Raw genomic sequence first — 25,247 nt, forward strand, 5'->3', positions numbered from 1 at the left:
CGCGTCGAACACGCGCGCGAACGCGCTGATGGTATCGCACCGCATCCGGACACGATTACTTTCGTCGCGCTTTCGCGACCTGATCCGCCGTGACCAGCGGCGCTGCATTGCCCCAGGAATTGCGGATATAGTTGGTCACATCCGCAATCTCCTGATCGCTCATCTTCGCCGCATATCCCGGCATCGATCCCTTGTTGGGTGCGCGCGGCGTCGTCACGGTCTCGGCGCCGTCGAGGATGATGCGCAGCGTACTCGTCGCATCGGCCGATTGCAGATTGGCGTTGCCGGGCAGCGGCGGATAGATCCGCGGCGCGCCTGAGCCGTCCTCCTCGTGGCAGGCGATGCAGGCGCCGTTGTAGAGCTTTTCGCCGGCGGCCATTTGCGCCGGCGGGGGCGGGGTTACCTTGGGCTCCGGTGCACCGGCCGGAAGACTCTTCAGGTACACCGCGATGGCGCGGACGTCCGCATCGCTCATCTTCGACGTCGAATTGACGACGACCTCCGACATCAACTGACCGGCATGGCTGCGCGTATTGCGGCCGCTCTGCAGATATTCGGTGATGTCTTCCACGCTCCAGGACTTCAGGCCGCTGCGCTCGGCGCCGTCCAGCCGTGGCGCGAACATGCCCTGCACGAGGCCGCCGCCAAACTTCCGGCCTCGTCTGTCCGCGCCAAATATGTTTTTGGGCGTGTGGCAGACGCCGCAGTGCGCGAGGCCCTCGACCAGATAGCGGCCACGATTCCATTCCGCGCTCTTCTGCTGATCGGGCATCATTATGCCCGGCTTGAAGAACAGCCAATTCCAGCCGCGCATCACGAAGCGATAGTTGAACGGAAAGCGCAGCTCCGGCGCGCGCGGCGGATTGTGCAGCGGGGTGAGCGTCGCGAGATAGGCGCGGATCGCAAAAATGTCCTGGCGCGTCAGCTTGGTGAAGTTCGGGTAGGGGAAGGCTGGGTAGTACCGCGAGCCGTCGCGCGCCACGCCGTAGCGTAGGGCGCGGTAGAAATCGTCGTCGCTCCACGCGCCAAGCCCGGTCTCGCTATCAGGCGTCAGGTTGGGCGAATAAATCCCGCCGAAGGGAGTGTCGATCCGCTTTCCGCCGGCGAAGGGTCTTGCGGGATCGGCGGTGTGGCAGCTTGCGCAGTCGCCGGCCTCGGTCAGCGCCTTGCCGCGCGCGATGTCCTCGCTGGTCGGTTCGGCCTTGAGCTCAAGCTTAGGCTTAACCGTTGGCTCGGTCCTGGACTGGGCATGGCCGTCGGCGACCGCGAACGCAGTGCACAAAAATACGCCGGCGAGAATCGTCCGCATGGGTCCCTGCACCATCTGGCCTTCCCGAGCGTTATAGCGCGAAAGCGAAGCGAGGAGGGGCGTCATGCCATTTCGCGCGGGGGCTTCCGGACGACACAAACCGAAATGCCCCGCGGTTATTCCCGGCACGAAATTGCGATCTTTCAAAGCGCGGCTTTGCGCGCGAGATTTGTAGTGCGCGTGCGGAAAAATCCGACATAGACTGGTTCTAACAAGCTCAGATGACTAGCTAAAAGCAGTCGTCGCGCTCAAGGCTTATGGCAAAGAGGGCTGCAATGGGAATCAACCAGGGTCCGATCAGTCTCGATCAGAAGTATACCCAAGGCACTGGCCACATCTTCCTGACCGGTATCCAGGCGCTGGTCCGCCTGCCGATGGCGCAGATCCGCCGCGACCGCGCGATGGGACTGAACACGGCTGGCTTCATCTCCGGCTACCGCGGCTCGCCGCTCGGCGGCTATGACCAGCAGCTCTTTGCCGCGCGAAAGCATCTCGACCAGTACAACATCAAGTTTCAGCCCGGCGTGAACGAGGACCTCGCGGCGACCGCGATCTGGGGTTCGCAGCAGCTCAATCTGTCGCCAGGCGCCAAATATGATGGCGTCGTCGGCATCTGGTATGGCAAGGGCCCGGGCGTCGACCGTTGCGGCGACGTCTTCCGCCACGCCAACACGGCAGGCTCCGCCAAGCATGGCGGCGTGCTGTGCCTTGCCGGCGACGACCACGGCGCAAAATCCTCCACCGTGCCGCATCAGTCGGACCACGCCTTCATCTCCGCGCTGATGCCTTATCTCTATCCCTCCAGCATCCATGAAATGATCGAGATGGGCCTTCTGGGGATCGCGATGTCGCGCTACTCCGGCTGCTGGGTCGGCATGAAGGTGATCACCGAGACCGTGGAGACCACGGCGGAGATCGATCTCACCGACGAGATGAAGCCCTTCATCATTCCATCCGATTTCGAGATGCCGCCGGGCGGCCTCAATCTGCGCTGGCCGGACGACCGCTACGCCCAGGACCTGCGCCTGCAGGACTACAAGGGCTATGCCGCAATCGCCTTCGCCCGCGCCAACAAGATCAACCGCATCACCATGGATTCGCCGAATGCCCGCTACGGCATCATGGCGTCAGGCAAGAGCTACGAGGACATCCGCCAGGCGCTGCGCGAGCTCGGGGTCACCGAGGAGGTCGCCGCCAAAATCGGGCTGCGGCTCTACAAAATCGGCATGCCCTGGCCGCTCGAGCCGGAAGGCGTGCGCAATTTCGCTGTTGGCCTTGAAGAGATCTTCATCGTCGAAGAGCGCCGCGAGATCGTCGAGAACCAGGTCAAGCAGGAGCTGTTCAACTGGCGCGACGACGTTCGCCCGCGCATCGTCGGCAAGATGGACGATCACGACAAGCGTTTCTTGACCTTTGCTGCCGAACTTAGCGTCGCTTCGCTCGCGAGTTCACTGACCGAACGACTTCTTCGACTTAATCTCAATCCCGAAATCGCCCAGATGCTGCGCGCCAAGGCCGACTGGTTTAACGGCCGGCAGGCAACCCAGATGCAGGCGGTCGCGCCCGTCACCCGCACGCCGTATTTCTGCTCGGGCTGCCCGCACAACACCTCGACCAAGGTCCCGGAAGGCAGCCGCGCCTTTGCCGGCATCGGCTGTCACTTCATGGCGCTGTGGATGGACCGCAACACCGAGACCTACACCCATATGGGAGGCGAGGGCGTGCCGTGGGTCGGCGTCGCCCCCTTTACAAAGGAAGAGCACGTCTTCGCCAATCTCGGCGACGGCACCTACTTCCATTCCGGCAGCCTTGCGATCCGCCAGGCGATCGCCTCGGGCGCCAACATCACCTACAAGATCCTCTATAACGACGCGACCGCGATGACCGGCGGCCAGCATGTCGATGGCGAATTGTCGCCGCAGCAGATCACCTTCCAGCTGCACAGCGAAGGCATCCGCGACATCTATCTGGTCTCGGAAAATCCCGATGCCTATCCGGCCTCGGAGATCGCGCCCGGCGTCAAGACCGCGCATCGTGACGAGCTGCAGGATGTCATGAAGACCTGCCGCACGCTCAAGGGCACCTCGGCGATCGTCTTCGTGCAGACCTGCGCCGCCGAGAAGCGCCGCCGCCGCAAGCGCGGCCTGATGGAAGACCCGGCGCGCCGCGTCATGATCAATCCGGCCGTGTGCGAAGGCTGCGGCGATTGCTCTGTGCAGTCGAACTGCATTTCCGTCGAGCCCTTGGAAACCGAGATGGGCCGCAAGCGCACCATCAACCAGTCGACCTGCAACAAGGACTATTCCTGCCTCAAGGGTTTCTGCCCGTCCTTCGTCACCATCGACGGCGGCAAGCCGCGCCGCCGCGCGCCGGCAGGTCTCGGCGACATCGGCGATCTGCCGGAGCCGGCCTCGTTCCCGTCGCTGGAGCGGCCCTACAACATCGCGGTCGGCGGCGTCGGCGGCACCGGTGTGCTGACGATCGGCGCGCTGCTCGGCATGGCCGCCCATATCGAGGGCAAGGCCAGCATGATCCTCGACATGTCCGGCCTGGCGCAAAAGGGCGGGGCGGTGCTCAGCCACGTCCGGCTCTCCGAACATCCTGCCGATGTCACCTGTTCGCGCATCGTCACCGGAACGGCGGACCTTGTGCTCGCGGCCGATGAAGTCGTGGCGGTATCGAAGGATATGGTTACGTTGTGCGAGTCCACCCGCACGGCGGGCATTATCAACAGCCACGTCATCCCGACCGCGGATTTCATTCTCAACCGTGACTTCAATTTCCAGAGCCGCAAGCTCAACTCGGTGCTGGAGACCGAGCTGCGCAAGGATTCTTCCTTCTTCGATTTCACCACGCCGGCCGAAGCCCTGTTAGGGGACTCCATCGCCACCAACATCATGATGCTGGGCTACGCCTATCAGCGCGGCCTGCTGCCGCTGTCGGCGAAGGCGATCGAGCAGGCGATCGAGGTAAACGGCGTCTCCATCAAGATGAACACGCAGGCCTTCCAGCTCGGCCGGCTCGCCGCCGCCGATCCGGCGCGGTTCAAGGAGATGATGAAGGATCACGAGGCCGTCGTCCCGGCCAAATCGCTGGATACGATGACGCTCGACGACATCATCGCGCACCGCAGCGCATTTCTGACCGACTATCAGAACGCTGCGCTGGCCGAGCGTTACCGCAATCTGGTGAAGCGCATCCGCGACGCAGCGATCGATGGCGGTTATGGCGAAGCGCTGCCGCATGCGGTCGCGATCAACTACGCAAAACTGCTCGCCTACAAGGACGAGTACGAGGTGGCGCGTCTCTTCACCGATGGCCGTTTCGAAGCGCAGCTTCGCGATCAGTTCGAGGGCGACTTCAAGTTCAACTTCAACCTGGCGCCGCCGATCCTCGGCGGCGCGAAGGACGCGCTCGGCCGTCCGAAGAAGCGCGCGTTCGGCGCCTGGATGATGCCGGTGTTCCGGACGCTGGCAAAGCTGCGCGTCCTGCGCGGCACGCCGCTCGACATTTTCGGCTACAGCGCCGATCGCAAGCTGGAGCGCGAATTGATCACGGCCTACGAGAAGGACGTTGATACCGTGCTCGGCCTGTTGTCGCCCGTGACCCACGACACCGCCGTCGAGCTCCTGTCCTTGCCTGACCGCATCCGCGGCTTCGGCCCGGTAAAGGAGAAGGCAGTCGCGGACGCCAAGGCCCGCCACGCCCAACTCACCGGCGACCTCGCCAACCCGCCGCCCGCGCCAAGGCAATTGGCGGCAGAGTGACTCTCGTGTCCCGGACGTGGTGCAGCACGCAGTGATGCACCACAGAGCCGGGACCCATCTAGCCGCATAGGCCCCGGCTCAGCAGCGCAGCACTTCGCGCCGCGTCCGGGGCACGAGAGCCGTAGGGTAGGCAAAGGCGCCCTTCGCGCCGTGCCCACCATCCAACACTCCGCTCGTGCATGGTGGGCACGCTTCGCTTAATCAAAAGCTTGTCTCCCAAGCCCCGATGGGGTGTAGTCGCCATCAGCTTGCCACTGCGTTGACGCATTGCCTGCTTCGCACCAGCAACGGGTTAGCAGATGGACCAGCCCCTCGCCGATATCGGCATCATCTCCGCCTATCGGTTCGCGAACGACGGTTCGGCGACGAAGCTCGATATCGTTAACCTCGATGTGGAACTCGCCAATCCGCACGGCTGGCTGTGGCTGCATTTCAACCTGTCCAACCGCCGCTGCCACGACTGGCTCGCCAGTGCGCCGCTGTCCGATATCGCGCGCGAGACCTTGCTCGATGCCGATGAGCATATCCGCCTCGATATCTTCGGCGAGGAGATCGCCGGCGTTTTGCCCGACCTGCATCAGGAGTTCATGCAGGAGGGCGACGATCTCCTGCGGGTGCACTTTGCGATCTCGTCAAAGCTGATGATCACCGCCCGGCGCAAACCGCTGCGTGCGATCGAGCTGACACGACGTGCACTCGATAGCGGCCGCAAGTTTCCAACCCCAGTGTCGCTGTTCGATGCAATCATCGACCAGTTCGCCGATGTGATCGGGCGCTATTCGGCGGGCCTTGGCGACGAGCTCGACATCGTCGAGAATCATGTACTGCACGATGAGATCGACGATGAGCGCTTGCGGCTTGGCCGCGTGCGCTTGCAGGCGATCCGCACGCGGCGGCAGCTCTCGCAGATCCGGGCGCTGTTTCATCGCCTGGAGACGCGCGAGGACGTCGAATCCGAAACCCTGCTGTCGGCGATGCGCAAGCTTGCGCAGAAGTTCGACGCGCTCGACTACGAGTTCAGCGCGATCTATGAGCGCGCGCGGCTGCTGCAGGACGAGATCGCCGGTCGCATGACGGCGATCACCAACCGGCGCCTGTTCACGCTGTCGGTCCTGACCGCGTGCATGCTGCCCTCGACGCTGGTCACCGGCTTCTTCGGCATGAACACCAAGGACATGCCGTTCCAGACCGGTGACGGCGGCACCTGGTACGCGCTTCTCTTGGTGATCGCCGCGGGAGCACTGACCTGGTGGCTGCTTAGGCGGACCAAGGCGTTGTAGTCGGCCGTTGGCCGTAGCCCGGATGAGCGCAGCGATATCCGGGGCCAGCGTTACCCCGCATGTCGCTTGCGCTCATGCGGGCTACAATTCATCGACGTTCGCAAATCACTTCTGATTTTCAGAAATCGTGTCAAGCCCGCGAATCAAAAATATTCCGCTTCCGTTTTCACCCAAATCAGCGGCATAACTCCGCCCGTCTCACCGCAAGATGAGGGGCGCTCGCGAACGTCACGAACGCGCGGTGAGATGCGATGGACGCAGATGGCGCGAGAGACGTTGCGCGCCGGAAGCGTACGGTGAAGTCGTGTGGTTCGGGCGCCGCGGTGCTGGCGTTAAGTCGGCGGGAAGTATCTTGCCGGCGACGGAGGCAATAAAGCCGTTCTCCGGGAAGAGCGCGAAGTAAGCCGTAAAGCCATTGCGCAGGGAAGGCCGGGATGCTCCCGCCGAACCTGTATGCTCGTGTGCGTGTTCTTTGCGCATAATTGCACACGAGACCGCGGGTGCGGCGCGCACCCGGTCTTCCCTGCGCCCTCTGATTGGAGAGGGCGGGAAAAGAAGATGCAAACCTCGGGCAAACATGTCGCGAGATCGCGGCCCCATATTCAGTTTTCGTCACCCGCGCAGGCGGGTGACCCAGTACCCCAGAGACGTCGGTGATTGAACCGAGAAGCCGCGGCGTACTGGATCCCCGCGTTCGCGGGGATGGCAGTCGTGCATGTGGCGGCTCAATGGGTCCACCAACTTGAGTCCAGTCGCTACCGTCTCGCCCTGCGGAATATTTCCGCGCTTGCCAAGGTCGGCCCAACAGGCCAGAAAAACTCTCTGCAAGAAGAAACGTCAGCGGAGAACGATTTGACTATCAAGGGCAAAGCCTACATTGCCGGGATCTACGAGCATCCCACCCGGCACGCACCCGATAAATCCACTGCACAGCTCCACGCCGAGGTCGCCAAGGGCGCGATCGAGGATGCCGGCCTGACCAAGGACGATATCGACGGCTATTTCCTCGCCGGCGACGCGCCGGGCGGGCTGTGGCCGATGGTCGATTATCTCGGCCTCAACACCAAGAAGCTGCGGCACGTCGATTCCACCGAGACCGGCGGCTGTTCCTATCTGATCCATCTCGGTCACGCGGCGGAGGCGATCGCCGCCGGCAAATGCTCGGTCGCGCTGGTGACGCTCGCCGGCAAGCCGCGAACCGGCCCGATGCCGGCCCGCGCGGCCGGCGCGGAGGCCGATTTCGAGGCCGCTTATGGCGCGACTACGCACAATGCTTATGGCATGTGTGCCATGCGCCATATGCACGACTACGGCACCACCAGCGAGCAACTCGCCTGGATCAAGGTCGCGGCCTCCCACCACGCCCAGTACAACCCGCATGCGATGCTGAAGGATGTCGTCACGGTCGAGGACGTCCTGAACTCGCCGATGATCTCGGACCCGCTGCATCGCATGGACTGCTGCGTCGTCACCGACGGCGGCGGCGCGATGATCGTGACCACGCCGGAAATCGCCAAAAGCCTGAAGAAGCCGCTGGTGCGGCTGATCGGCCATGGCGAGGCGATGAAGGGCCCGCGCGGCGGCAAGGATCTCGACCTCACTTATTCTGCCGGCGTGTGGTCCGGCCCGCGCGCCTTCGAGGAGGCAGGCGTCACGCCGAAGGACATCAAATACGCCTCGATCTATGACAGCTTCACCATCACCGTGCTGATGCAGCTCGAAGACCTCGGCTTCTGCAAGAAGGGCGAGGGCGGCAAGTTCGTCGCCGACGGCAATCTCATTTCGGGCGTCGGCAAGCTGCCGTTCAACACCGATGGCGGCGGCCTCTGCAGCAACCACCCCGTCAACCGCGGCGGCATGACGAAGGTCCTCGAAGCCGTCAGGCAATTGCGCGGCGAAGCGCATCCGAAAGTGCAGGTGCCGAATTGCGATCTCGCGATTGCCCACGGCACCGGCGGACTCCTTGGCGTGCGTCACGCCGCCTCAACCTGCATTCTGGAGCGCGTGTGATGGCAGAAGTGAAGAAATATCCGGCGCCGGTGACCAATCCGGAAACCGCGCCGTTCTGGGAAGCGGCCAAGGCCGGCAAGTTCATGATCAAGCGCTGCACCGCCTGCGGCGAGCCGCATTACTTCCCGCGCGCGATCTGCCCGTTCTGCTTCTCCGACAAGACGGAGTGGGAGGAGGCATCCGGCGAGGGGACGATCTACACCTACAGCCTGATGCGCAAATCGCCGACCGGACCGTACACGATCGCCTATGTCACGCTGAAGGAGGGCCCGTCGCTGCAGACCAACATCGTCGATTGCGATCTAACGAGCCTGAAGATCGGCCAGAAGGTGAAGCTGGTGTGGAAGCCGACCGACGGTGCGCCATTGCCGTTTTTCACCGCGGCCTAGCCTGGAAAGTACCTTCCCCCCTTGCGGGGGAAGGTGGCGCAAAGCGCCGGAAGAGGGGTTCTCTCCACGAGAGAGATGCATTTGTGGAGGCAACCCCTCTCCCAAGCGAGGTTGTTGCTGGCGCCTGTGTAGCCCTCTCCCGCAAGGGGAGAGGGCGCAACAATAGGCGCCGCGAAGAAAAGGTTCGGAGAGAAACGAAATGCCGATCAACTACGAACAACTGATGGCCCTGAAAAATCTCGGCCAGAAATACGCCTATACCGATCGCGAGGTGATGCTCTACGCCTACGGCATCGGCATGGGCGCCGATCCGATGGACGAAAAAGAGCTCGCCTTCGTCAACGAGGGCACGCTCACCCCGCGTCCCCTGAAGGTGGTGCCGACCTTCGCCTCGGTGGCGGCCTGGGGCGCAGGTCCCGGCGAGATGAACCTGAACCGGGTGATGGTGGTCGACGGCGAGCGCGACATCACTTTCCACAAGCCGCTGCCGAGCGCCGCAAAGATCACGGCCGACTCGACTGTGCTTGACGTCTTCGACAAGGGCAAGGACAAGGGCGCCGTCATCCGCCACCAGACGGTGCTGAAGGACGAGAACGGCGACAAGCTGGCGACGCTGGTAGCCTCGCGCTTCGCGCGCGGCGACGGCGGCTTTGGCGGTCCTTCCGAAGGCCAGCCTGAGCCGCACCAGGTGCCGACCCGCGCGCCCGACCAGGTCATCGACATCACGACGCGGCCGGACCAGGCGCTGGTCTATCGTCTCTGCGGCGACCGCAACCCGCTGCACTCCGATCCCGAGTTCGCCAAGAAAGCCGGTTTCCCGCGGCCGATCCTGCACGGCATGTGCACCTACGGCATCACCTGCCGCGGCGTGCTGCAGACCTACGCCGATTACGATCCCTCAGCCTTCAAGCAGCACGTCGCGCGCTTCTCATCGCCGGTCTATCCCGGCGAGACCGTGACGATGGAGATGTGGAAGGACGGCAATGTCGTCTCGTTCGAAGCCAAGGTGAAGGCGAGGGGCGTGACGGTGATCAAGAACGGCAAGACGGTGTTGGGTTGAATCTCGTGCCCCGGACGCAGCGCAGCACGTAGTGATGCGCTGCTGAGCCGGGGCCCACGCCGGCGATAGGTCCCGGCTCTGCGAAGCAGCGTTTCACGCTGCGTCGCGTCCGGGACACGAGACGGCAAGACAGTGCTGGGGTAGACGCGGCGAGGGCGGTGCGCTCCCTCGCCCCGCTCTTCGCGGGGAGAGGGTTGGGGTGAGGGGCTCTCACCGCGAGCTGTGAAAGTAGTGAGACCTGTACCCCCTCACCCGAAATTCGCTAACGCGAATTTCGACCTCTCCCCGCAAGCGGGGAGAGGTAAGAAGAAACAAAACGGGAGAAAAACACCATGGGATTACTCGACGGCAAGGTCGCCATCATCACGGGCGCAGGCGGCGGGCTTGGTGAAGCCTACGCAAAACTGTTCGCGCGCGAGGGCGCGGCGGTCGTGGTCAATGACCTCGGTGGTCCCCGCGACGGTTCCGGCGCCGACGTCTCGATGGCGCAGAAGGTGGTCGATGCGATCAAGGCCGAGGGCGGCCGTGCCGTCGCCAACGGCGCCGATATCTCGACCATGGCGGGCGGGCAATCGGTGTTCGATGACGCCATCAAGAATTTCGGCCGCGCCGATATCCTGGTGAACAATGCCGGCATCCTGCTCGACGAGACCTTCCATAAGGCCAAGGAGTCGAACTGGGACAAGGTGATCAAGGTGCATCTCAAAGGCACCTTCTGCTGCACCCAGCCGGTGTTCAAATGGATGCGCGAGAACGGCGGCGGCGTCATCGTCAATACGTCCTCGACCTCGGGCCTGATCGGCAATTTCGGCCAAACCAATTACGGCGCCGCCAAGGGCGGTATCTGGGGGCTGTCAAACGTGCTGGCGATCGAGGGCCGCAAGTACAACATCCGGGTCTGGACGCTGGCGCCGGGCGCGCTGACCCGCATGACCGCAGACCTGCCGCGCTACAAGGAGAACCCCGGCGCGGCGCTCGGCCCTGACGGCATCGCGCCGGCGGTGCTCTACATGGTCAGCGATCTCTCGGGTGACCAGACCGGCAAAGTGCTCGGCGTCTCCGGCCCGCGCGGCGTGCGCGAAATGCGGATGATGGAAATGGAAGGCTGGAAGCCGCCTTTCACGGGGTGGAAGGCCGAGGATATCGTGACCCATGCCAAGGAGATCTTTTTCTCCGAAGAACAGATCAAGATGGGTGCGCGAAGGTTCTAATCTCCGAGTGCGATGGAGGTGCCATGCTCGCGTTGCGGCCCGCGCGTCCCGAGGAAGGTGCAGCTCTTACCGAGCTGTGCCTGCGCTCCAAGGCGGTCTGGGGGTATGACGATGCATTCATGGCGGCTTGCCGCAAAGAGCTAACACTGACGCCGGCAACCATCCTGACGTCCCAGGTGCAGGTGGCTGAACTCGACGGCCGTATCGCCGGCATCGCCGAGGTGAATTCCAGTGGCGACACGGCCCAGCTTGAAAAGCTCTTCGTCGAGCCGGCCATGCTTCGGACGGGCACTGGGCGCAAGCTGCTTGACTGGGCCAAGGCCGCCGCCCGTGCGGCCGGCGCCGCGGCGCTGGTTATCGAGGCCGACCCCGGCGCGGCCGAATTTTACCGCCGCATGGGGGCAATCGACGATGGGCTTGTTCCATCGGCTCGATCCCGGGCAGGCTCATTCCGAGGCTTAATCTGCCGCTTTGAGGGGCAGGTTGGTTGGTGCTATCCATGACCCAGACGTTCCGCCCCATTAGCCCCTGCCAAAGAAGGTAATCATGAAGCTCACCGCCCAGGCCGCAGGCACCTTTGCGATCGCGCCGACACCGTTCCACGATGACGGTCGTATCGACGAGAAATCGATCGACCGGCTGACCGACTTCTACGCCGAGGTCGGCTGCGACGGCGTCACCGTGCTCGGCATTTTGGGCGAGGCGCCGAAGCTCGATGCTGATGAAGCCGAGCAGGTGGCGATCCGCTTCGTCAAGCGCGCCAGGAACATGCAGATCATCGTCGGCGTCTCGGCGCCGGGTTTTGCCTCGATGCGCTCGCTGGCGAAAGCATCCATGGATGCCGGCGCTGCCGGCGTGATGATTGCGCCGCCTCCGCACCTGCGCACCGACGACCAGATTACCGGCTACTTCAAGCAGGCGCAGGAGGCGATCGGCGACGAGATTCCCTGGGTGCTGCAGGATTATCCGCTGACTCTGAACGTCGTCTTCACGCCCGCCGTGATCCGCAAGATCGTGATGGACTCGCCGTCCTGCGTGATGCTCAAGCACGAGGATTGGCCGGGCCTGGAGAAGATCACGACGCTGCGCAACTTCCAGAAAGACGGCTCGCTGCGGCCGCTGTCCATTCTGGTCGGCAATGGCGGGCTGTTCCTCGATTTCGAAATGGAGCGCGGCGCCGATGGCGCCATGACCGGCTATGCATTCCCGGAATTGTTGATCGACGTCGTCAAACTATCGAAAGCCGGCAAGCGCGATGCGGCGCATGATCTGTTCGACGCGCATCTGCCGCTGATCCGCTACGAGCAGCAGCCCGGCGCGGGGCTTTCCGTGCGCAAATACGTGCTGCAGAAGCGCGGCATCATTTCCTCAAGTGCGCAGCGCAAGCCGGGCGCGACCATTACGGCCACCGCGAGGGCGGAAGTTGACTACCTGCTGTCGCGGGTCGCGCGCGTCGACCGCCGCGCCAATCTGCAACCGCAATCGAGCGCGGCGGGTTAGTCCTATGGCCGAAACCGTCGCCCCGCGTCCCGCGTCCACCATCCTTCTGCTGCGCGACAGCGCTGAGCGAAAGGAGATCGAGGTCTTCATGATGGTTCGCCATTATGAGATCGACTTCAATTCCGGCGCGCTGGTGTTTCCCGGCGGTAGCGTCGACAAGGGCGATAAGGAGATCATCGCTAGCCCCGAGCTCTATTCGGGCGGCGAGGGGCTCGATGACGCCACACTCAGCTTCCGCATCGCCGCGATCCGCGAAACCTTCGAGGAAAGCGGCATCCTCCTGGCGCGACCTAAGGGCTCGAAGACGCTGGTCGATGCCAAGCGCGCCAGCGAGATCGAGGCGGCGCATCGGGCCGACCTCTGCGATGGCAAGATCACCTTCCTGAAGGTGCTGACCGACAACGGCATGGTGCTGGCGCTCGACGAACTCGTGCCCTATGCGCACTGGATCACGCCGGAGGGCATGCCCAAGCGGTTCGACACCTGGTTCTTCCTCGCCGCAGCCCCGCCCGAACAGGTCGGCGCCCATGATGGTAAGGAGTCCACGGACTCGATCTGGGTGTCGCCGCGCGAGGCGCTGGAAGGCGGCGAGAGCGGCCGCTTCAAGCTGCCGTTCCCGACCACGCGCAACCTGATCAAGCTCGGCAAGCAGGCCAGTGTGAACGCAGCGCTCGACGATAGCCGCGGCAAATCCATCGTCACCGTGACGCCGGTCATGACCAAGACCAATAACGGCCGCCAGCTACGTATTCCGATCGAGGCGGGCTACGACGGCGACGTGTTCGAGGTCGGCTCGGTCGGCTGAGCACGAGCCGGCGGTTTATGAAAGGAATGTATCGACCAGCCCCTGATCCTGGTCGTAGACCCAGCATTCCCTAAGTAATCCGTCGCGCACGGCATAGATCAGCAGGCGCTCGAATTCGGCCGTCCTGCCGTCGCGCTCAAAGCGCTCGCGGACCAGCAGCGCGCCGCGTTGGGGCCCGGCCATGACGTCGGTAATGGCAAGCAGCCGGCGATTGGTACGGCGGGTAACCTCGGCCAGGATGAGGAGCGCGGCGGCCTTGCCCTTATGTTGGCCGGCCAGCGGGTTACGGCCGAAATAGTGCAGCGTGAAGTCGTCGTGATAGCAGGCGGCAAGCGCCGGGCGATCGCCCGCGAGCCATGCCGCAGCGTAGCGGCCGACAGCCTGTCGGGTAAGCTCGGTGGCCGCTTGGTTATCGATGTCGGATCGGTTATTTGCCATCGTTGCCCATCTCGCAGGTCGTTGTCATCTGCAATGACTAGACCTGCCGGCGCATCGGGGCTTTCAAGAACTGGCTATGGGCGAGATCGCGCCAGCGAAACTGATCGGATGGGGGGCGCGCGTGCTGTATCTGGGCCCGGCCTTTGGCCTAACTCCGCACCGGAACGCCACCGCAGTCCTTGCTGTCGGGCTCGACGGTTCGCTGGAAGTAGCCGACGATCCGGCTGATACCTCAACCCGCTATCGCTCGGCCCGCAGCGTGCTGATCCTGCCCAACACCCTGCATCACCTGCGCATCGAACGGGGACGGATGGCCTTCCTCTATGTCGACCCGTTCGGACGCGACCTCAAGGCGCTGATCTGCCGGATGACGATCGTACTCCCGCGCGCGGCGTTCGATCTTCGGGAAGAGGCCGCCGCTATCGCGGTCCTGACGGACCTGGCGGAGAACCGCATCGCCGCGCAAGAAGGCCGCGTATCCCTTGGTGAACTCCTAGGCATCGGGAGGCAGGCCAAATCCAACGGGCGGATTGCTCCGGCGCTGCGGCACATGCGGGACGAGCCGCACCGGGCCAACCGGCTGACGACACTCGCGGCGCGTGCGGGCCTATCCCCGTCACGCTTCCTTCATGTGTTCAAGGCGGAGACTGGGGTGCCGTTGCGGCGATACCGCATCTGGAACCGGATGGGCGCCGCGATGCGCGCCTGTGGTGAGGGCGCATCCCTGACGGATGCGGCTCATGCCGCCGGCTTCGCGAGCTCGGCACATTTTTCCAGCGCATTTCGCGACATGTTCGGGATGATGCCTTCCGATCTGGCGAAGGCGCTGAGGGGAGTGCCGATCCAGGCATGAGCGGCCAATCCGGCTCATATACGGCCATTAACCATCGACCGGCATGTTCCCCATGGCCCGAAAGTCATCGTATATTGCGCCCCGACTGGAGCCCGGCCCCGACCACCATGACCGCTGAAACGCCGCCGATTTCGACGCCACCGCGATCGTTCTCGCTTTCGATCGGCCAACTGACATTCGGCAGTTTCATGCTGGTGCTGGCGGTGATCATCATCACCTCGACGGCCAGCGTCATCGCCATCCGCCATATCGATTCGACCTTTGCCGAGCTGCAGCGGCTGCAGAGCGTCGGCGATCTGGCCGAGGATATCGACCGCCGCATGAACGAATTGCGGCTGGCGGCGCGGGATTTCGTCACCGACCGCGGCAATCAATCGGTTCAGGTCGGCGAGGCCGCGACCGCGCTCGGCGAGGTGCTGAAGAAGACCCGGCTGGAGCTCGCTCCCGAGCAGCAGGACATGATCGATGGCGTATCCGAGCGCCTTGCGACCTACCGCACCGGCATCGAGCGGATCTCCGCGCTGATCAACCGCCGCGCCGAAATGATCGTCGCGTTGCCGCCTTTGCGCGAAAAATTCGATACTGCGATCGCTGAAGCGTCCGATCCCCAGATGGCGATGGCCCTATTGCAGACCCAGAGCCGCATTGCCTCGGCGTTGCTGGCGCATAATCCTTCGGCTGCCGAACAGGCTGCGGAAAGCATGCGCTCGATGGCGATTGCGGACCCGAAGTTGCGCGCGATTGTTGACGATTATGCGCTGGCAATCGTGAACATATCGATCCGCGAACGGCAGATATCCGATATCGACAGGGAAGTGCTGGGCGCCGAGGGCCGCCTGATCCAGCGCGTGACGGAATTGCTGCGCGATGTCAGCGAGCGGCGAGGGCGCGTGCTCTCCCGCGATTTTGCCAGAACGCTGGCCGAAGCGAAGTGGCAGAGCATCGTCCTCGGCACCGCCGGTGTCCTGATCGGGTTGTTCGCCTCGCTGCTGGTGGTTCGCCGCACGGTGCGTCCGCTCGCCGCAATCGCAGCCTCGATCCGGACGGTGGCCCGCGGCGAGAAGAGCGCCTCGATCCCGGCGACCGACGTCGACAACGAGATCGGCGACATCGCGCGCGCTGCGGAAGTCTTCCGCCAGACGCTGGTTGATGCCGATAGCGCGCGCGAGGCGGCGGTACGCGCGCTCGCAGAGCAGCGGCTTGCCGAAGAAAGCTACCGTAAGCTGTTCGAGTCCTCGGTCGACGGAATTTATGTCACGACGCCTGGCGGCACGCTGCTGAACGCCAACCCGGCACTGGCGCGGATGATGGGCTATGCCACGCCGCAGGATCTGATCAACGGTATCGGCGACATCGCAGATACCGTCTATGTCCGTCCCGAGGCGAGGGCGGAATATGAGCGGCTGATGCAGCGCGACGGCATGGTGCGCGAATACGAATACCAGGTTCGCACGCGCACCGGGTCGGTGCTGTGGCTCTCCGACAGCGCAAGCGCCGTGCACAACGAGGCCGGCGTCATCATTCGCTATGAGGGAACGGTGCGCGACATCACCGATCAGAAGCGCGCCGAGGATGCGATCGCCGAAGGGCGCCGCTTGCTGCAAATGGTGATCGATACCGTGCCTGCCGTCATCAACGTCAAGGATAAGCATCTGCGCTATGTCCTGATGAACCGCTATATGGCCGGTATTTTCGGGGTCGAACCGGGCGATGCGATCGGCCGCACCACGGCCGAGCTGATGTCGCGCTACGGGGCTGAAAAGACCGATGAGCCCGATAAGCGGGTGCTGGCGGTTGGCAAGGAGCTCGGATTCTACGAGGAGGAATACCGGGATGCGTCCGGCCAGATGCGGCAATGGCTGGTCAACAAGCTGCCGATCCTGGATCCAGCCGGCGAGATCGAGAACATCGTGACGGTTGCGCTCGACATCGGCGAACGAAAGCGCGTCGAATTCGAGATGCGCAAGGCCAAGGACGCAGCGGAAGCAGCGCTGCGAAACCTGCGGGAGACGCAGAATTCGCTGATCGAGGCGGAAAAGCTGGCCGCGCTGGGACGGCTGGTGGCGGGCGTCGCCCACGAGGTCAACAATCCCGTCGGTATCAGCCTGACGGTCGCCTCCGCGCTGGAACGCAAGACGTCGAACTTTGCAGCAGAGGTCGCTCGCGGCGAGCTGCGGCGCTCCAGCCTGAACGATTTTCTCGATACAAGCCGCACCGCATCGTCACAGCTCGTCGCCAACCTCAATCGCGCCGCCGAGCTGATCCAGTCGTTCAAGCAGGTGGCTGCCGACCGCAATTATTCGGACCAGCGCACCTTCGACCTCGGCGATCTCACCGAGCAGGTGGTGATGAGCCTGCGGCCGGGCCTGCGCAAACACAATCTGACGCTCAATGTCGAGTGTCAGCCTAATCTGATGATGAACAGCTATCCCGGTCCCTACGGACAGGTGCTCACCAACCTGTTCCTCAATTCGGTGGCGCACGCGTTCCCGGACGGCAAGCCCGGCACGGTCGATATCCAGGTGCGGGAATCCGGCAAGGACAATGTCGAGATCATTTTCTCAGACAATGGATGCGGCATGAGCCTCGACGTCCGCCGCCGCGCCTTCGATCCGTTCTTCACCACGCGCCGCGATCAGGGCGGCACCGGGCTCGGGCTGCACATCGTCTACAGCATCGTGACGACGCGGCTCGGCGGGCGGCTCGATCTTGATTCCGAGCCGGGTGGCGGCACGCGCATCCAGATGATTCTGCCGCGCGTCGCTCCGCTGGAGCAGGCGGCGGAGTAGGCAGCGCAGAATGGCCGCAGGCGTTCAATGCAAGGGTGTGTCGCGCCGGCCCGTGCTGTTGGGTCGCGCTAGTTGATGTCAGCCAGCTTGCGCAGCGTCGCGCCGAAGATCTGGCTGGCTTTGCCGACGAGCGCGGTTCCATTCATGGTGGCGCGGGTGTCGGTGAAGGTTCCGGATACGCCGATGCCGACCGGGCTTGGGCCGCCGAACAGCGGGTTGTCGTTGTCGCGCGGAGTAGTGTGACGCTGGACCAGGACCTCGCCCTTGAAGGTGTCGCCCTTCACGGTGTAGCTGCCGGTGTAGAATAGGTAGGCATCGCCGCCGAGGATCTGGCCGTCCCGGAACAGAATGACGCCACTGCCCTTGCCGATGCGCCCATCCAGCAGGGTGACGTGGATCGAATACAGTCCGTTCTTCATGACGTCCCAAATGCCGGCCGCCGCGCCCACGGAGGCCGGTCAAATAGTTATGCCAAAGCGTAGCACGCACCGTCAACGCGTCAGGTTGCCTGCCGATTCCCTTGCTCCAAACAAACCCCATACATGCCATCGCGCCGGACGCGGGAATAACTGCGGCGGGCTCAGCCAACTTGGCCCGCGAAATGCATGGCTCAGTTTGGCACCGGCCGGCGGGTGCTGGAGCACGAGAAACAGGTGACCAACTGGATAAGTTCCGGCGGCCACGTGCCGTCCTCACGCGAAGAGAATTGCAACCATCAAACCACCGCCCGCCGTCGCGCGAGTCGCTGGAAAAAGCTGCTGATCGTTGGCGGAGTGGTGCTGATGTCGCCGCTGGCCTTCGCCCCAGGCGAAGCCCGCGATCCCGACGGCCGGTATGCCAATTCACCGCTGAAACAGTGGTTCGACAGCTTGAAGAGCGGGAAGGGACCATGCTGTTCCGACGCTGATGGCAGCGCCGTCAGCGACGTGGATTGGGAATCAAAAAACGGGCACTACCGCGTTCGCATCGACGGCGAGTGGTATGACGTGCCTGATGATGCCGTCATCACTGAGCCTAATCGCGTCGGGCGAACCATGGTCTGGCCGATTCGCGGCTATCAAGGATTGACCATCCGCTGCTTCATGCCGGGCAGCATGACGTAAGCGAGTTTCAGCTCGCGTCCTAAGGAGCCGCGCCAGCGGCGTCTCAAAGGATGTGGGCTTGCCTGCAGCCTCATGGTCGGCGACGCGCGTGCCGCGCGGTGCTCACGCGTATTTATTGTCGCGCTCGAGCAACTCGATTGAAATGCCCTGCGGGCCGCGGATGAAGCAGATGCGGACGCCAGGCCGGATGGTGGTTGGCTCCTTCGTGAACTCGACGCCCTTGGCCTTGATCTCTGCGGCGACCGCGTCGATGTCCTTCACCGTCAGTCCGAAATGATCCAACCCCTGATAGGGCGTCACGGGTGGGTTGTTGACGCCATCGCCCGCGGTGACGGGAGCGATGAATATGTTGGCGCCGCCGAGCTTAACGTCGACGCGCCCCGGGCCACGGATGATCTCGCCTCCCAGAACGTCTTCCAGCCATGCGGCCGTCGCCTCGGGATCGGGACTGCGCAAATGGACATGGTCCCAGGTAACGGTCGGCATATTGGTCTCCTCATTATTGTTGTTGCGGCGTGAAGGCCGGTAGCAGCCAGCCAACCGAGCCGTCGGGCACCCACAATTCCATTCTGCAAGCCTTGCCCTGCCGCCGCAATATTGTCGAGGTGCCATGAAACCATTTACTCGCTGGATGATTGTTGGTGCGCGGCGGGATCCGTACAACGGCGGTCGTACAAAAGCCGTATGGGAAAACGCTCGTATGGCTTTTTTCGTGCGCGGCACGGCGTCGCCGGGGCTGACGGATGAGGGCGCGGCTATGAGAATCGCCGGGTGGTCGTTTGGAAAGCCGGAGGCACGGCTCGCCTTGCTGCCGGCTATCGCTATCGTCGGGTGCACCACATGGCTGATGCTGCCGCAAGCCAGCGATGCCGAGAGCCGCTCCACGGTGACACCACCCGAAGTTGCCCACCTCTCGCAAGATGCATCCCGCGCGGATGATACGGCCGCGACCCAGGCGACGCTGTCAAAGCCGGCACCGTCGGCAGCCCCCACCGATGCCAATCCGGCGACCATCGCCGTTGCGCCTCCCGACGTCGCGCCGCCGGAAACGACGGCACCTCCCAGATCGCCACTCGACGGCCTGAAAATCGTCTCGCAATCGTGGCGCAGGGGAGGGCTCGGCTCGAAAGCACTGGTGACTTTCACGCTTCGCAATACCAACGATTATGCGGTGAAGGACATCGAGATCGCCTGCACTTTCACCCGTAGGGACGGCAGCCGTCTCACCGATCGCAGGCGCGTCATTCCCGATACCGTGAACATGAAGAGCCGGAAGCGATATGCCGGCGTATTGGTCGGGTTCGTCAACGTCAACGCAAATAAGGCGAAATGTTCGCTGGTGACGGCCAGCCGCATTTAACCTTCTGCGCGCAAATCCGTCTCATCACGGAAAATGTGATCCGCGCTTTTGAACCTTGCCGGTTGGCCGGGAACTAATGGCTATATCGCCCGTTGGGCGAATGAAACGCGCGTCGCTCGCGCGGGGAGAGCGAGACCAATGCCCGTAGCCCGTTATTTCCTGTTTGTCGGCGGCGTGTTGCTCGCCTTGTTGTTGGCGATCGATGCGTTCATGCCGCAGCCGGCGCTCGTGGCCAGCCAGGCCGCTCCTTCGGTCGACAAAACCGTGGTGCGTATTCGCTCGGACCAGAAGCTGCCGGAGCGGGTGGTGTACGACACCAGTCTTCCAACCATTGTTCCGCCCGTGGTGGCAGCCCAGGCTGTAGCTCCGCCCGCGCCCCCTGCCGCGGCTGACATGCCGCGGGAGACGTTTGCTCAGTATGTCCCGGAAGCAAAGAAGCCCGAGCCGCAGGTCCAGCGCAAGCGCAAGGTGGCCAAGACCCGTCCGGCGCCGCCGATGCAGTTCGGGCAGCCGCCGCAAATGCGCGTCGCGCAGCAGTCGCCCTACGGCTTCTTCGGCGGTCCCAGCTTCCGGCCTACCTGGACTTGGTAGGGCGCGCCGCGTGATTTAGCGGGGCAGCTTCGGAATCTTGTCCGCAAAACCGTTGAAGCAGGTCAGCCGCTCGTCTTCCTCCTTGACGTAGCGGCACTCACTGACGCTTTTCGCTGCCGCGGTCTTTGCCTTCGGCTGTGGCGCGTAAATGGCATCGTAGCAATTCAGGCGCTCCTTGGTCCCATCGTCGATATCCTGGCAGGCCTGTAACTTCTGGGCGGGCGACAGGGGCTTAGCTTCCTTTTTGGCCGCGGGCTTCGTCGATCCGACTTGAACCAGGGGCTTGCCGCCGACCGTGGGAGGATCAGCGGGGGCAGGCGTCGATGTTTGTGCAAAGGCTGCGGCCGGATACAGCACCGCCAGCGCCAGTATGATCTTTCTCATTTGGAAATGTCCGAATAGCCGTTAGCGACGGGCGCGCCTGGAGACCATAACTCCCGACCTTCGGAATCGAAATCCCGCTCGGCGCCAGCGATCTCTAGCACCATCCCAGAGCGTCTGTCTAACCCCTTGATTTAATGGCCATTCGAATCCTGCCGCGGTGGACGGGGGCGGAAGCTACCGCCCGAGACGCACAAAACCGGCTGCTGGCGCGGCCGCCGCACGCAACCTATCGGAGCGGCCGTGAGTGGCGCGTCAATTCCAGCCGCTTCCCGATCGCGAAGACGACTACGGACGTGATCCTCGATCTCGATTCTTGCCTGAACGCGACGTGTTCATCGCAGCGAAGGTTGGGTCTTGGGAGGGTGCGCCGTGCGCTCTGCATAAGGTCGGCTGATCCCGTGGGGATCAGCCGGGTCAGCGCGGCGCCAGGGCAAATCTAGCGCAGCCGATAGGCATCAAATGCGTGCGCCAGGAATATGCCGATGCTGACGAACACCAGGAGTGCCGTTATGACTTCAGTCATAGCCTTCCTCCCTGCATTGTCATGCCGACAAGGGCACGCTTGAGGAATTCGCGGTAGATGAGGTTGAGGACCGATACCAACATGATCTAACCCCTCTGTTCGATCGGCCCGACCGTACCGGCTCTCTGTTTCCGGAGCGTTTCGCGGCGCGGGAGAATGGTTTCATCGCGCGTGCGCGCGATCACGGAATCGCGAAGGAACCGGAACCATCGATGGTGCGAGCAATCTGGCCATCGCTCGCCCTTTTCTCGCCATCCTAATTCAGGAGACGTGCGAGCTGGGTGCTACGGGCAATGTTCCCAAAGGTCCTACGTGATCGTCCGACATTTGCTGCAACACGAGACTTCTGCGTCCCGCCGCACGTTCCTGCGCGGCATTGCGTCGTCGGCGAGCGTGCTAGCGCTCGGCGGCTGTACCAGCATGGCCGCGACGGGCGCGCGTTACGACGCTTCGTCGCTATCGGCAGAGCCGACATTGCTCGTTGCCACCACGCGCAAGCCGGCGAACGGCGGGCGGGCGAAACCTTGGTTCGGGCCGGAGCGCGCTTCAAGGATGACGGTTGCCCGGGCGAAACTCGTGCCGCCAGGCGAGAGCCGTTTCTCGCTCGCCGCGGCCGGCCTCGGCGATTGGCGCCTCGATGCGGTCGAACCTGTTGGGGGCGAGGTCAGCGATGTTCTGGTTGGCGGCGAAGTCCTGATCTACGTGCACGGTTTTAAGCAGACCTTCGAAACGGCGGCGCTCGATGCCGCACATCTCGCCGACGGCATCAGATTCCGCGGCCAGACGATGGTGTTCTCTTGGCCGTCAAAGGCCGGACTGTTCGACTATGCCTATGATCGCGACAGTGCGATGTGGTCCCGTGACGATTTCGAGCGCGTGCTCAATGCTGTCGTCACGAGCCCGAGCGCAGGACGTGCTCACATCGTCGCTCACAGCATGGGCACGATGCTGACGCTCGAAAGCCTGCGCCAGCTCTATGCACGACATGGCGACACTGTTTCAGACAAGATCGGAGCCGTAGTGTTCGCCTCGCCTGACATCGACATGGACGTATTCTCGTCGTCGATTACCCGCATGGGTCCGCTCGGCCGCAAGATCACCGTCGTCACCGCAACCAACGACCGCGCGCTGGCGCTGTCGGGGCGATTGGCCGGCGGCATGACACGGGTCGGCGCCGCCGAGAAGGCCACCATCGAGCGGCTCGGGGTGCGTGTTATCGATGCGTCGGACGCAGGCTGGGGCGTCATCAACCACGACCTCTTCCTGTCCAATGCAGAGGTGCGAAAAGTGATACGCCGCTCGATTGATACGTCGGCCGCGTAAGTCTGCGCTTGAGTGTCCTCTGTTGTAGCTCGACAAGATCAAGGTTCGGCCGCAACCGAAGCAAAAGGCAACATGATCGTGACAGCCTGTTGCCATCGAGCGGCCGTTACGTTGTCACGGCGTCGTCACCCTTAATCTCGCCAAATTGAAAGAACATTTGTTCGTCGTCGGCACGATGGTGCCCAGTCTCGCCTCGAACCGCTCAACGCTCGAACTACACAATGTCCACAACGCCGACCGGTTGTCGGCGCGCGATGCTGTGCGCGTTCGATCGCGGCGATACGGGCGCCGACCGGCGATCCAAATTATGTTGTTACAGGGGAGTTAGAATAATGCGTCAAACAACATCGAAGGCAGGCTCGAGCGCTCATCGCCGGTCACTCGCGGCAGCTATTGCAGGCGTCGCACTGCTCGCGGGCGTCACCGCCGCCAACGCGCAGAGCACGGGTATTGCCTCCTGCGACGAATTCCTGACCAAGTATGATGCCTGCGTGGGCTCCAAGGTCCCCGAGGCGCAGCGAGCGATGTACAAGACGCAGATTGACCAGACGCGCAAGGCGTGGGTCGATATGGCCAAGAACCCGTCGACCAAGGCGACCATGGAAGCGACCTGCAAGCAGACCATGGATGCGACGAAGGCCTCGCTCACGGCTTACGGCTGCTCGTTCTGATTGGCGCATGCGCCGCTGAAGGGAAGGGTGCCGAGCGGTGCCCTTCCTTGACGGTGAGCGCAACGGGAGGCGCCGCCGACAATGGCAACTTGTGCGCTCCCGAAGCTCCGATCGAAACGGCACGTCCAGCGCTCCCGCGCACGGTCCGTGATGAGGCGCGCGTCCTCAAGACGCCGTCGACGAAACTCCCGGCATTAACCTGTTGTTAACCATAACGCCCCAGCATTGCCTCTCCATAGAGAGTCGCCACGGACGGTAGTCCTAAGGCGCGATTGATCGTTCATCTTGGGGGCGGGCAAAAGCTCGCGGGGCTCCAAGGAGCAACGTCATGTCGTCATCTGGCGTACGACACCACATAAGCCTGCTTTCCGAATTCGTCCCGGCGATTTTCGGCGCGCTTGGTTTGGGTGTTCCGATTGCAATTGCGATTATTTGGATTTGTTCCTGATCGTTAAGTAGCTTGTCCGATCAGACCGGAAAGGGCACACCACGGCGGACTAAGATGGGCACCATCGCTTCGCCGTGGTGCTACGATGATGTGCTCGATTCACGCCACTGCGCGTAATCCTGCGCCGGGATGGGCTGGACCCGGCGTAGATTGGCGCGCTCGGAAGGATTCGAACCTCCGACCCTCGGAATCGAAATCCGATGCTCTATCCAGCTGAGCTACGAGCGCCTGCGCTGGCTCGTATCAGACTTGGCCTGATAGAGCCAGCGGCGTGATCCTAGTAGCAGGGATGCCGGCGGCGGTCCTGGCCGATATAGGCGGCCGCGCCCTGGCGACAGAGCACGGTCGAGGGACCATCGTAATAAGCGAACGTGCCTGGCTGTAGGCCGGGCCCGTAATTGTGCAGGAAGCTGATCGGATAGGGCAAGCCCCAGCTGCGGTGATGCCGATTGTGGCGGGCGTCCGCCAGGCTCGGGGCCAGCACCGCTATGGAGAGGAGGGCTGTGGCGACGAAAAGCTTCGGTTTGGTCATTTCGATTCTCCGGAAGTCTGAAACGGTAGCGATTCGAGCAGAGCGGATGGCCTTCGGTTTGAAAAGCACGTCGAAACAATAAGATAGAAGCCGATTCTCTGGTTCGATCGGAACTTGTATCCCCTGGCATTTGCCTCACGCGGTTTCCCATTCTAGGCGAAACCGGCTGAAAAGCTGCGAAAATCCACCCTAATCCGCCCATTTTTGGCCCCAAGGGATGCTTAACGAATTCCCAACACAGTCCGGCCAAATTTTTGCTGTCCGGTCCCTGATCTGCGGGCCGACCTATCCCGAATCCGACAAGGCTATCCGGTTTCCGATCGACCCATGCGCATCACTTCTCTTGCCTTGCTGTCCCTGTCGGTTCTGGTTGCGAGCCCCGTGCGCGCTGACCTGCACATCACGCGCGATCACGGCGGCTATGTCGAGGAATACAAGGCCAAGTACAAGCGCATCCGCGACCGCAAGGAGCGGGTGATCATCGATGGCATCTGCAATTCAGCCTGCACGTTGGTGTTCGGCATCGTGCCGATGAACAAGATTTGCGTCACGCCGAAAGCGAGCATCGGCTTCCATCAGGCCTATTACGACAAGGCTTTCACCTTCGGCATCAAGGTCACGAGTATCGAGGGGACGTCGGACCTGATGTCCTATTACCCTGATACGGTGAAGGACTGGATCCGCAGGAACGGCGGGCTCACCACCGAGATGAAGAAGATCAGGAACGGCACCGAGCTCTGGAAGATCGTCGATCCCTGCCCGGAAGAGTGGTGAGGCGCAACGCAGGTCTCCGTCCGCAATCAGCAGGACCGACACTTTGGGCTTGCTGAGAACCCCGGCTGCGACGCTACCGAAGTAACTCCCGTTATCCGGTCGACGCCAAGCGCGACGAGGTCGGCTC

The 25,247-nt window shown here is 63.0% G+C and carries 23 protein-coding genes and 1 tRNA gene; 17 read left to right on the forward strand and 7 right to left on the reverse strand.

Annotated features, from left to right (window positions below; translation table 11 throughout):
• Positions 1-55: 55 nt before the first annotated feature.
• Entirely contained in the window at positions 56-1,309 is a 1,254-nt protein-coding gene (locus J6524_RS20590) for a cytochrome c (RefSeq protein WP_376712057.1), read from the reverse strand.
• 275 nt (positions 1,310-1,584) lie between these two features.
• Between J6524_RS20590 and J6524_RS20595 the strand changes: the two genes are divergently transcribed.
• From J6524_RS20595 to J6524_RS20635, 9 genes are all read left to right on the forward strand, one after another.
• Positions 1,585-5,076 carry an indolepyruvate ferredoxin oxidoreductase family protein gene (locus J6524_RS20595; RefSeq protein ID WP_225673792.1) on the forward strand — a complete coding sequence of 1,164 codons (3,492 nt, stop codon included), beginning with the start codon at positions 1,585-1,587 and terminating at the stop codon, positions 5,074-5,076.
• A 299-nt stretch (positions 5,077-5,375) separates the two neighbouring features.
• Positions 5,376-6,356 (forward strand): CorA family divalent cation transporter, encoded by a 981-nt coding sequence (locus J6524_RS20600; RefSeq protein WP_225673794.1) that lies wholly within the window; start codon positions 5,376-5,378, stop codon positions 6,354-6,356.
• 852 nt (positions 6,357-7,208) lie between these two features.
• Positions 7,209-8,366 (forward strand): thiolase family protein, encoded by a 1,158-nt coding sequence (locus J6524_RS20605; RefSeq protein WP_225673796.1) that lies wholly within the window; start codon positions 7,209-7,211, stop codon positions 8,364-8,366.
• Positions 8,366-8,755, forward strand: a complete 390-nt coding sequence (locus J6524_RS20610; RefSeq protein ID WP_225673798.1) for a Zn-ribbon domain-containing OB-fold protein — start codon at positions 8,366-8,368, stop codon at positions 8,753-8,755. Before J6524_RS20605 ends, J6524_RS20610 begins: the two co-directional genes overlap by 1 nt.
• 199 nt (positions 8,756-8,954) lie before the next feature.
• Positions 8,955-9,815, forward strand: a complete 861-nt coding sequence (locus J6524_RS20615) for a MaoC/PaaZ C-terminal domain-containing protein (RefSeq protein ID WP_225673800.1) — start codon at positions 8,955-8,957, stop codon at positions 9,813-9,815.
• A 332-nt stretch (positions 9,816-10,147) separates the two neighbouring features.
• A complete protein-coding gene (locus tag J6524_RS20620; RefSeq protein ID WP_225673802.1) occupies positions 10,148-11,026 on the forward strand; it encodes an SDR family oxidoreductase in 879 nt (292 codons plus the stop codon).
• A 23-nt stretch (positions 11,027-11,049) separates the two neighbouring features.
• On the forward strand, positions 11,050-11,529 hold the full coding sequence (locus J6524_RS20625) for a GNAT family N-acetyltransferase (RefSeq protein WP_225673804.1): 480 nt from the start codon (positions 11,050-11,052) through the stop codon (positions 11,527-11,529).
• Between the two features lie 43 nt (positions 11,530-11,572).
• Positions 11,573-12,526: a dihydrodipicolinate synthase family protein gene (locus tag J6524_RS20630; protein ID WP_225673806.1), complete on the forward strand. Its 954-nt coding sequence runs from the start codon at positions 11,573-11,575 to the stop codon at positions 12,524-12,526.
• 4 nt (positions 12,527-12,530) lie between these two features.
• On the forward strand, positions 12,531-13,331 hold the full coding sequence (locus J6524_RS20635) for an NUDIX hydrolase (protein ID WP_225673809.1): 801 nt from the start codon (positions 12,531-12,533) through the stop codon (positions 13,329-13,331).
• 15 nt (positions 13,332-13,346) lie between these two features.
• Here J6524_RS20635 and J6524_RS20640 read toward each other — a convergent pair whose 3' ends face one another.
• The gene (locus J6524_RS20640) at positions 13,347-13,769 is read right to left on the reverse strand and encodes a nuclear transport factor 2 family protein (protein WP_225673811.1); all 423 of its coding nucleotides are present in this window, start codon (positions 13,767-13,769) and stop codon (positions 13,347-13,349) included.
• Positions 13,770-13,845: 76 nt separating this feature from the next.
• Here J6524_RS20640 and J6524_RS20645 point away from each other — a divergent pair, with 76 nt between their 5' ends.
• Both J6524_RS20645 and J6524_RS20650 read left to right on the forward strand, forming a co-directional pair.
• Entirely contained in the window at positions 13,846-14,622 is a 777-nt protein-coding gene (locus J6524_RS20645; protein WP_225673813.1) for a helix-turn-helix domain-containing protein, read from the forward strand.
• A 107-nt stretch (positions 14,623-14,729) separates the two neighbouring features.
• A complete protein-coding gene (locus J6524_RS20650) occupies positions 14,730-17,411 on the forward strand; it encodes a PAS domain S-box protein (protein WP_225673816.1) in 2,682 nt (893 codons plus the stop codon).
• 68 nt (positions 17,412-17,479) lie between these two features.
• Here the strand turns inward: J6524_RS20650 and J6524_RS20655 are convergent, their stop codons facing one another.
• Positions 17,480-17,830: a GrlR family regulatory protein gene (locus J6524_RS20655; RefSeq protein WP_225673818.1), complete on the reverse strand. Its 351-nt coding sequence runs from the start codon at positions 17,828-17,830 to the stop codon at positions 17,480-17,482.
• Positions 17,831-18,064: 234 nt separating this feature from the next.
• Here J6524_RS20655 and J6524_RS20660 point away from each other — a divergent pair, with 234 nt between their 5' ends.
• Positions 18,065-18,514, forward strand: coding sequence for a hypothetical protein (locus J6524_RS20660; protein ID WP_376712058.1), 450 nt, complete (start codon positions 18,065-18,067; stop codon positions 18,512-18,514).
• A gap of 102 nt (positions 18,515-18,616) precedes the next feature.
• Here the strand turns inward: J6524_RS20660 and J6524_RS20665 are convergent, their stop codons facing one another.
• Positions 18,617-19,000 (reverse strand): VOC family protein, encoded by a 384-nt coding sequence (locus J6524_RS20665; protein ID WP_225673820.1) that lies wholly within the window; start codon positions 18,998-19,000, stop codon positions 18,617-18,619.
• A 214-nt stretch (positions 19,001-19,214) separates the two neighbouring features.
• On the opposite strand from J6524_RS20665, the gene J6524_RS20670 reads away from it, so the two are divergent.
• Together J6524_RS20670 and J6524_RS20675 are read left to right on the forward strand one after the other, a co-directional pair.
• The gene (locus tag J6524_RS20670; protein ID WP_225673822.1) at positions 19,215-19,874 is read left to right on the forward strand and encodes a hypothetical protein; all 660 of its coding nucleotides are present in this window, start codon (positions 19,215-19,217) and stop codon (positions 19,872-19,874) included.
• Between the two features lie 138 nt (positions 19,875-20,012).
• Complete coding sequence (locus J6524_RS20675) at positions 20,013-20,465, forward strand: hypothetical protein (protein ID WP_225673824.1); 453 nt, start codon at positions 20,013-20,015, stop codon at positions 20,463-20,465.
• A gap of 15 nt (positions 20,466-20,480) precedes the next feature.
• Here J6524_RS20675 and J6524_RS20680 read toward each other — a convergent pair whose 3' ends face one another.
• Positions 20,481-20,849: a hypothetical protein gene (locus tag J6524_RS20680; RefSeq protein ID WP_225673826.1), complete on the reverse strand. Its 369-nt coding sequence runs from the start codon at positions 20,847-20,849 to the stop codon at positions 20,481-20,483.
• Positions 20,850-21,684: 835 nt separating this feature from the next.
• On the opposite strand from J6524_RS20680, the gene J6524_RS20685 reads away from it, so the two are divergent.
• Both J6524_RS20685 and J6524_RS20690 read left to right on the forward strand, forming a co-directional pair.
• Positions 21,685-22,695 carry an alpha/beta hydrolase gene (locus J6524_RS20685; protein ID WP_225673828.1) on the forward strand — a complete coding sequence of 337 codons (1,011 nt, stop codon included), beginning with the start codon at positions 21,685-21,687 and terminating at the stop codon, positions 22,693-22,695.
• A gap of 332 nt (positions 22,696-23,027) precedes the next feature.
• Positions 23,028-23,366, forward strand: coding sequence for a hypothetical protein (locus J6524_RS20690; RefSeq protein WP_225673830.1), 339 nt, complete (start codon positions 23,028-23,030; stop codon positions 23,364-23,366).
• A gap of 599 nt (positions 23,367-23,965) precedes the next feature.
• On the opposite strand, the gene J6524_RS20695 is transcribed toward J6524_RS20690, so the two are convergent.
• Together J6524_RS20695 and J6524_RS20700 are read right to left on the reverse strand one after the other, a co-directional pair.
• A tRNA-Arg gene (locus J6524_RS20695) sits at positions 23,966-24,042 on the reverse strand.
• A 49-nt stretch (positions 24,043-24,091) separates the two neighbouring features.
• Positions 24,092-24,346 carry a hypothetical protein gene (locus tag J6524_RS20700; RefSeq protein WP_225673833.1) on the reverse strand — a complete coding sequence of 85 codons (255 nt, stop codon included), beginning with the start codon at positions 24,344-24,346 and terminating at the stop codon, positions 24,092-24,094.
• A 327-nt stretch (positions 24,347-24,673) separates the two neighbouring features.
• On the opposite strand from J6524_RS20700, the gene J6524_RS20705 reads away from it, so the two are divergent.
• Positions 24,674-25,120, forward strand: coding sequence for a hypothetical protein (locus J6524_RS20705; protein ID WP_225673835.1), 447 nt, complete (start codon positions 24,674-24,676; stop codon positions 25,118-25,120).
• The last annotated feature ends 127 nt before the right edge of the window (positions 25,121-25,247 follow it).

Origin of the sequence: Bradyrhizobium hereditatis, from assembly GCF_020329435.1 — a bacterium.
In the GTDB taxonomy this organism is placed as follows: domain Bacteria; phylum Pseudomonadota; class Alphaproteobacteria; order Rhizobiales; family Xanthobacteraceae; genus Bradyrhizobium; species Bradyrhizobium hereditatis.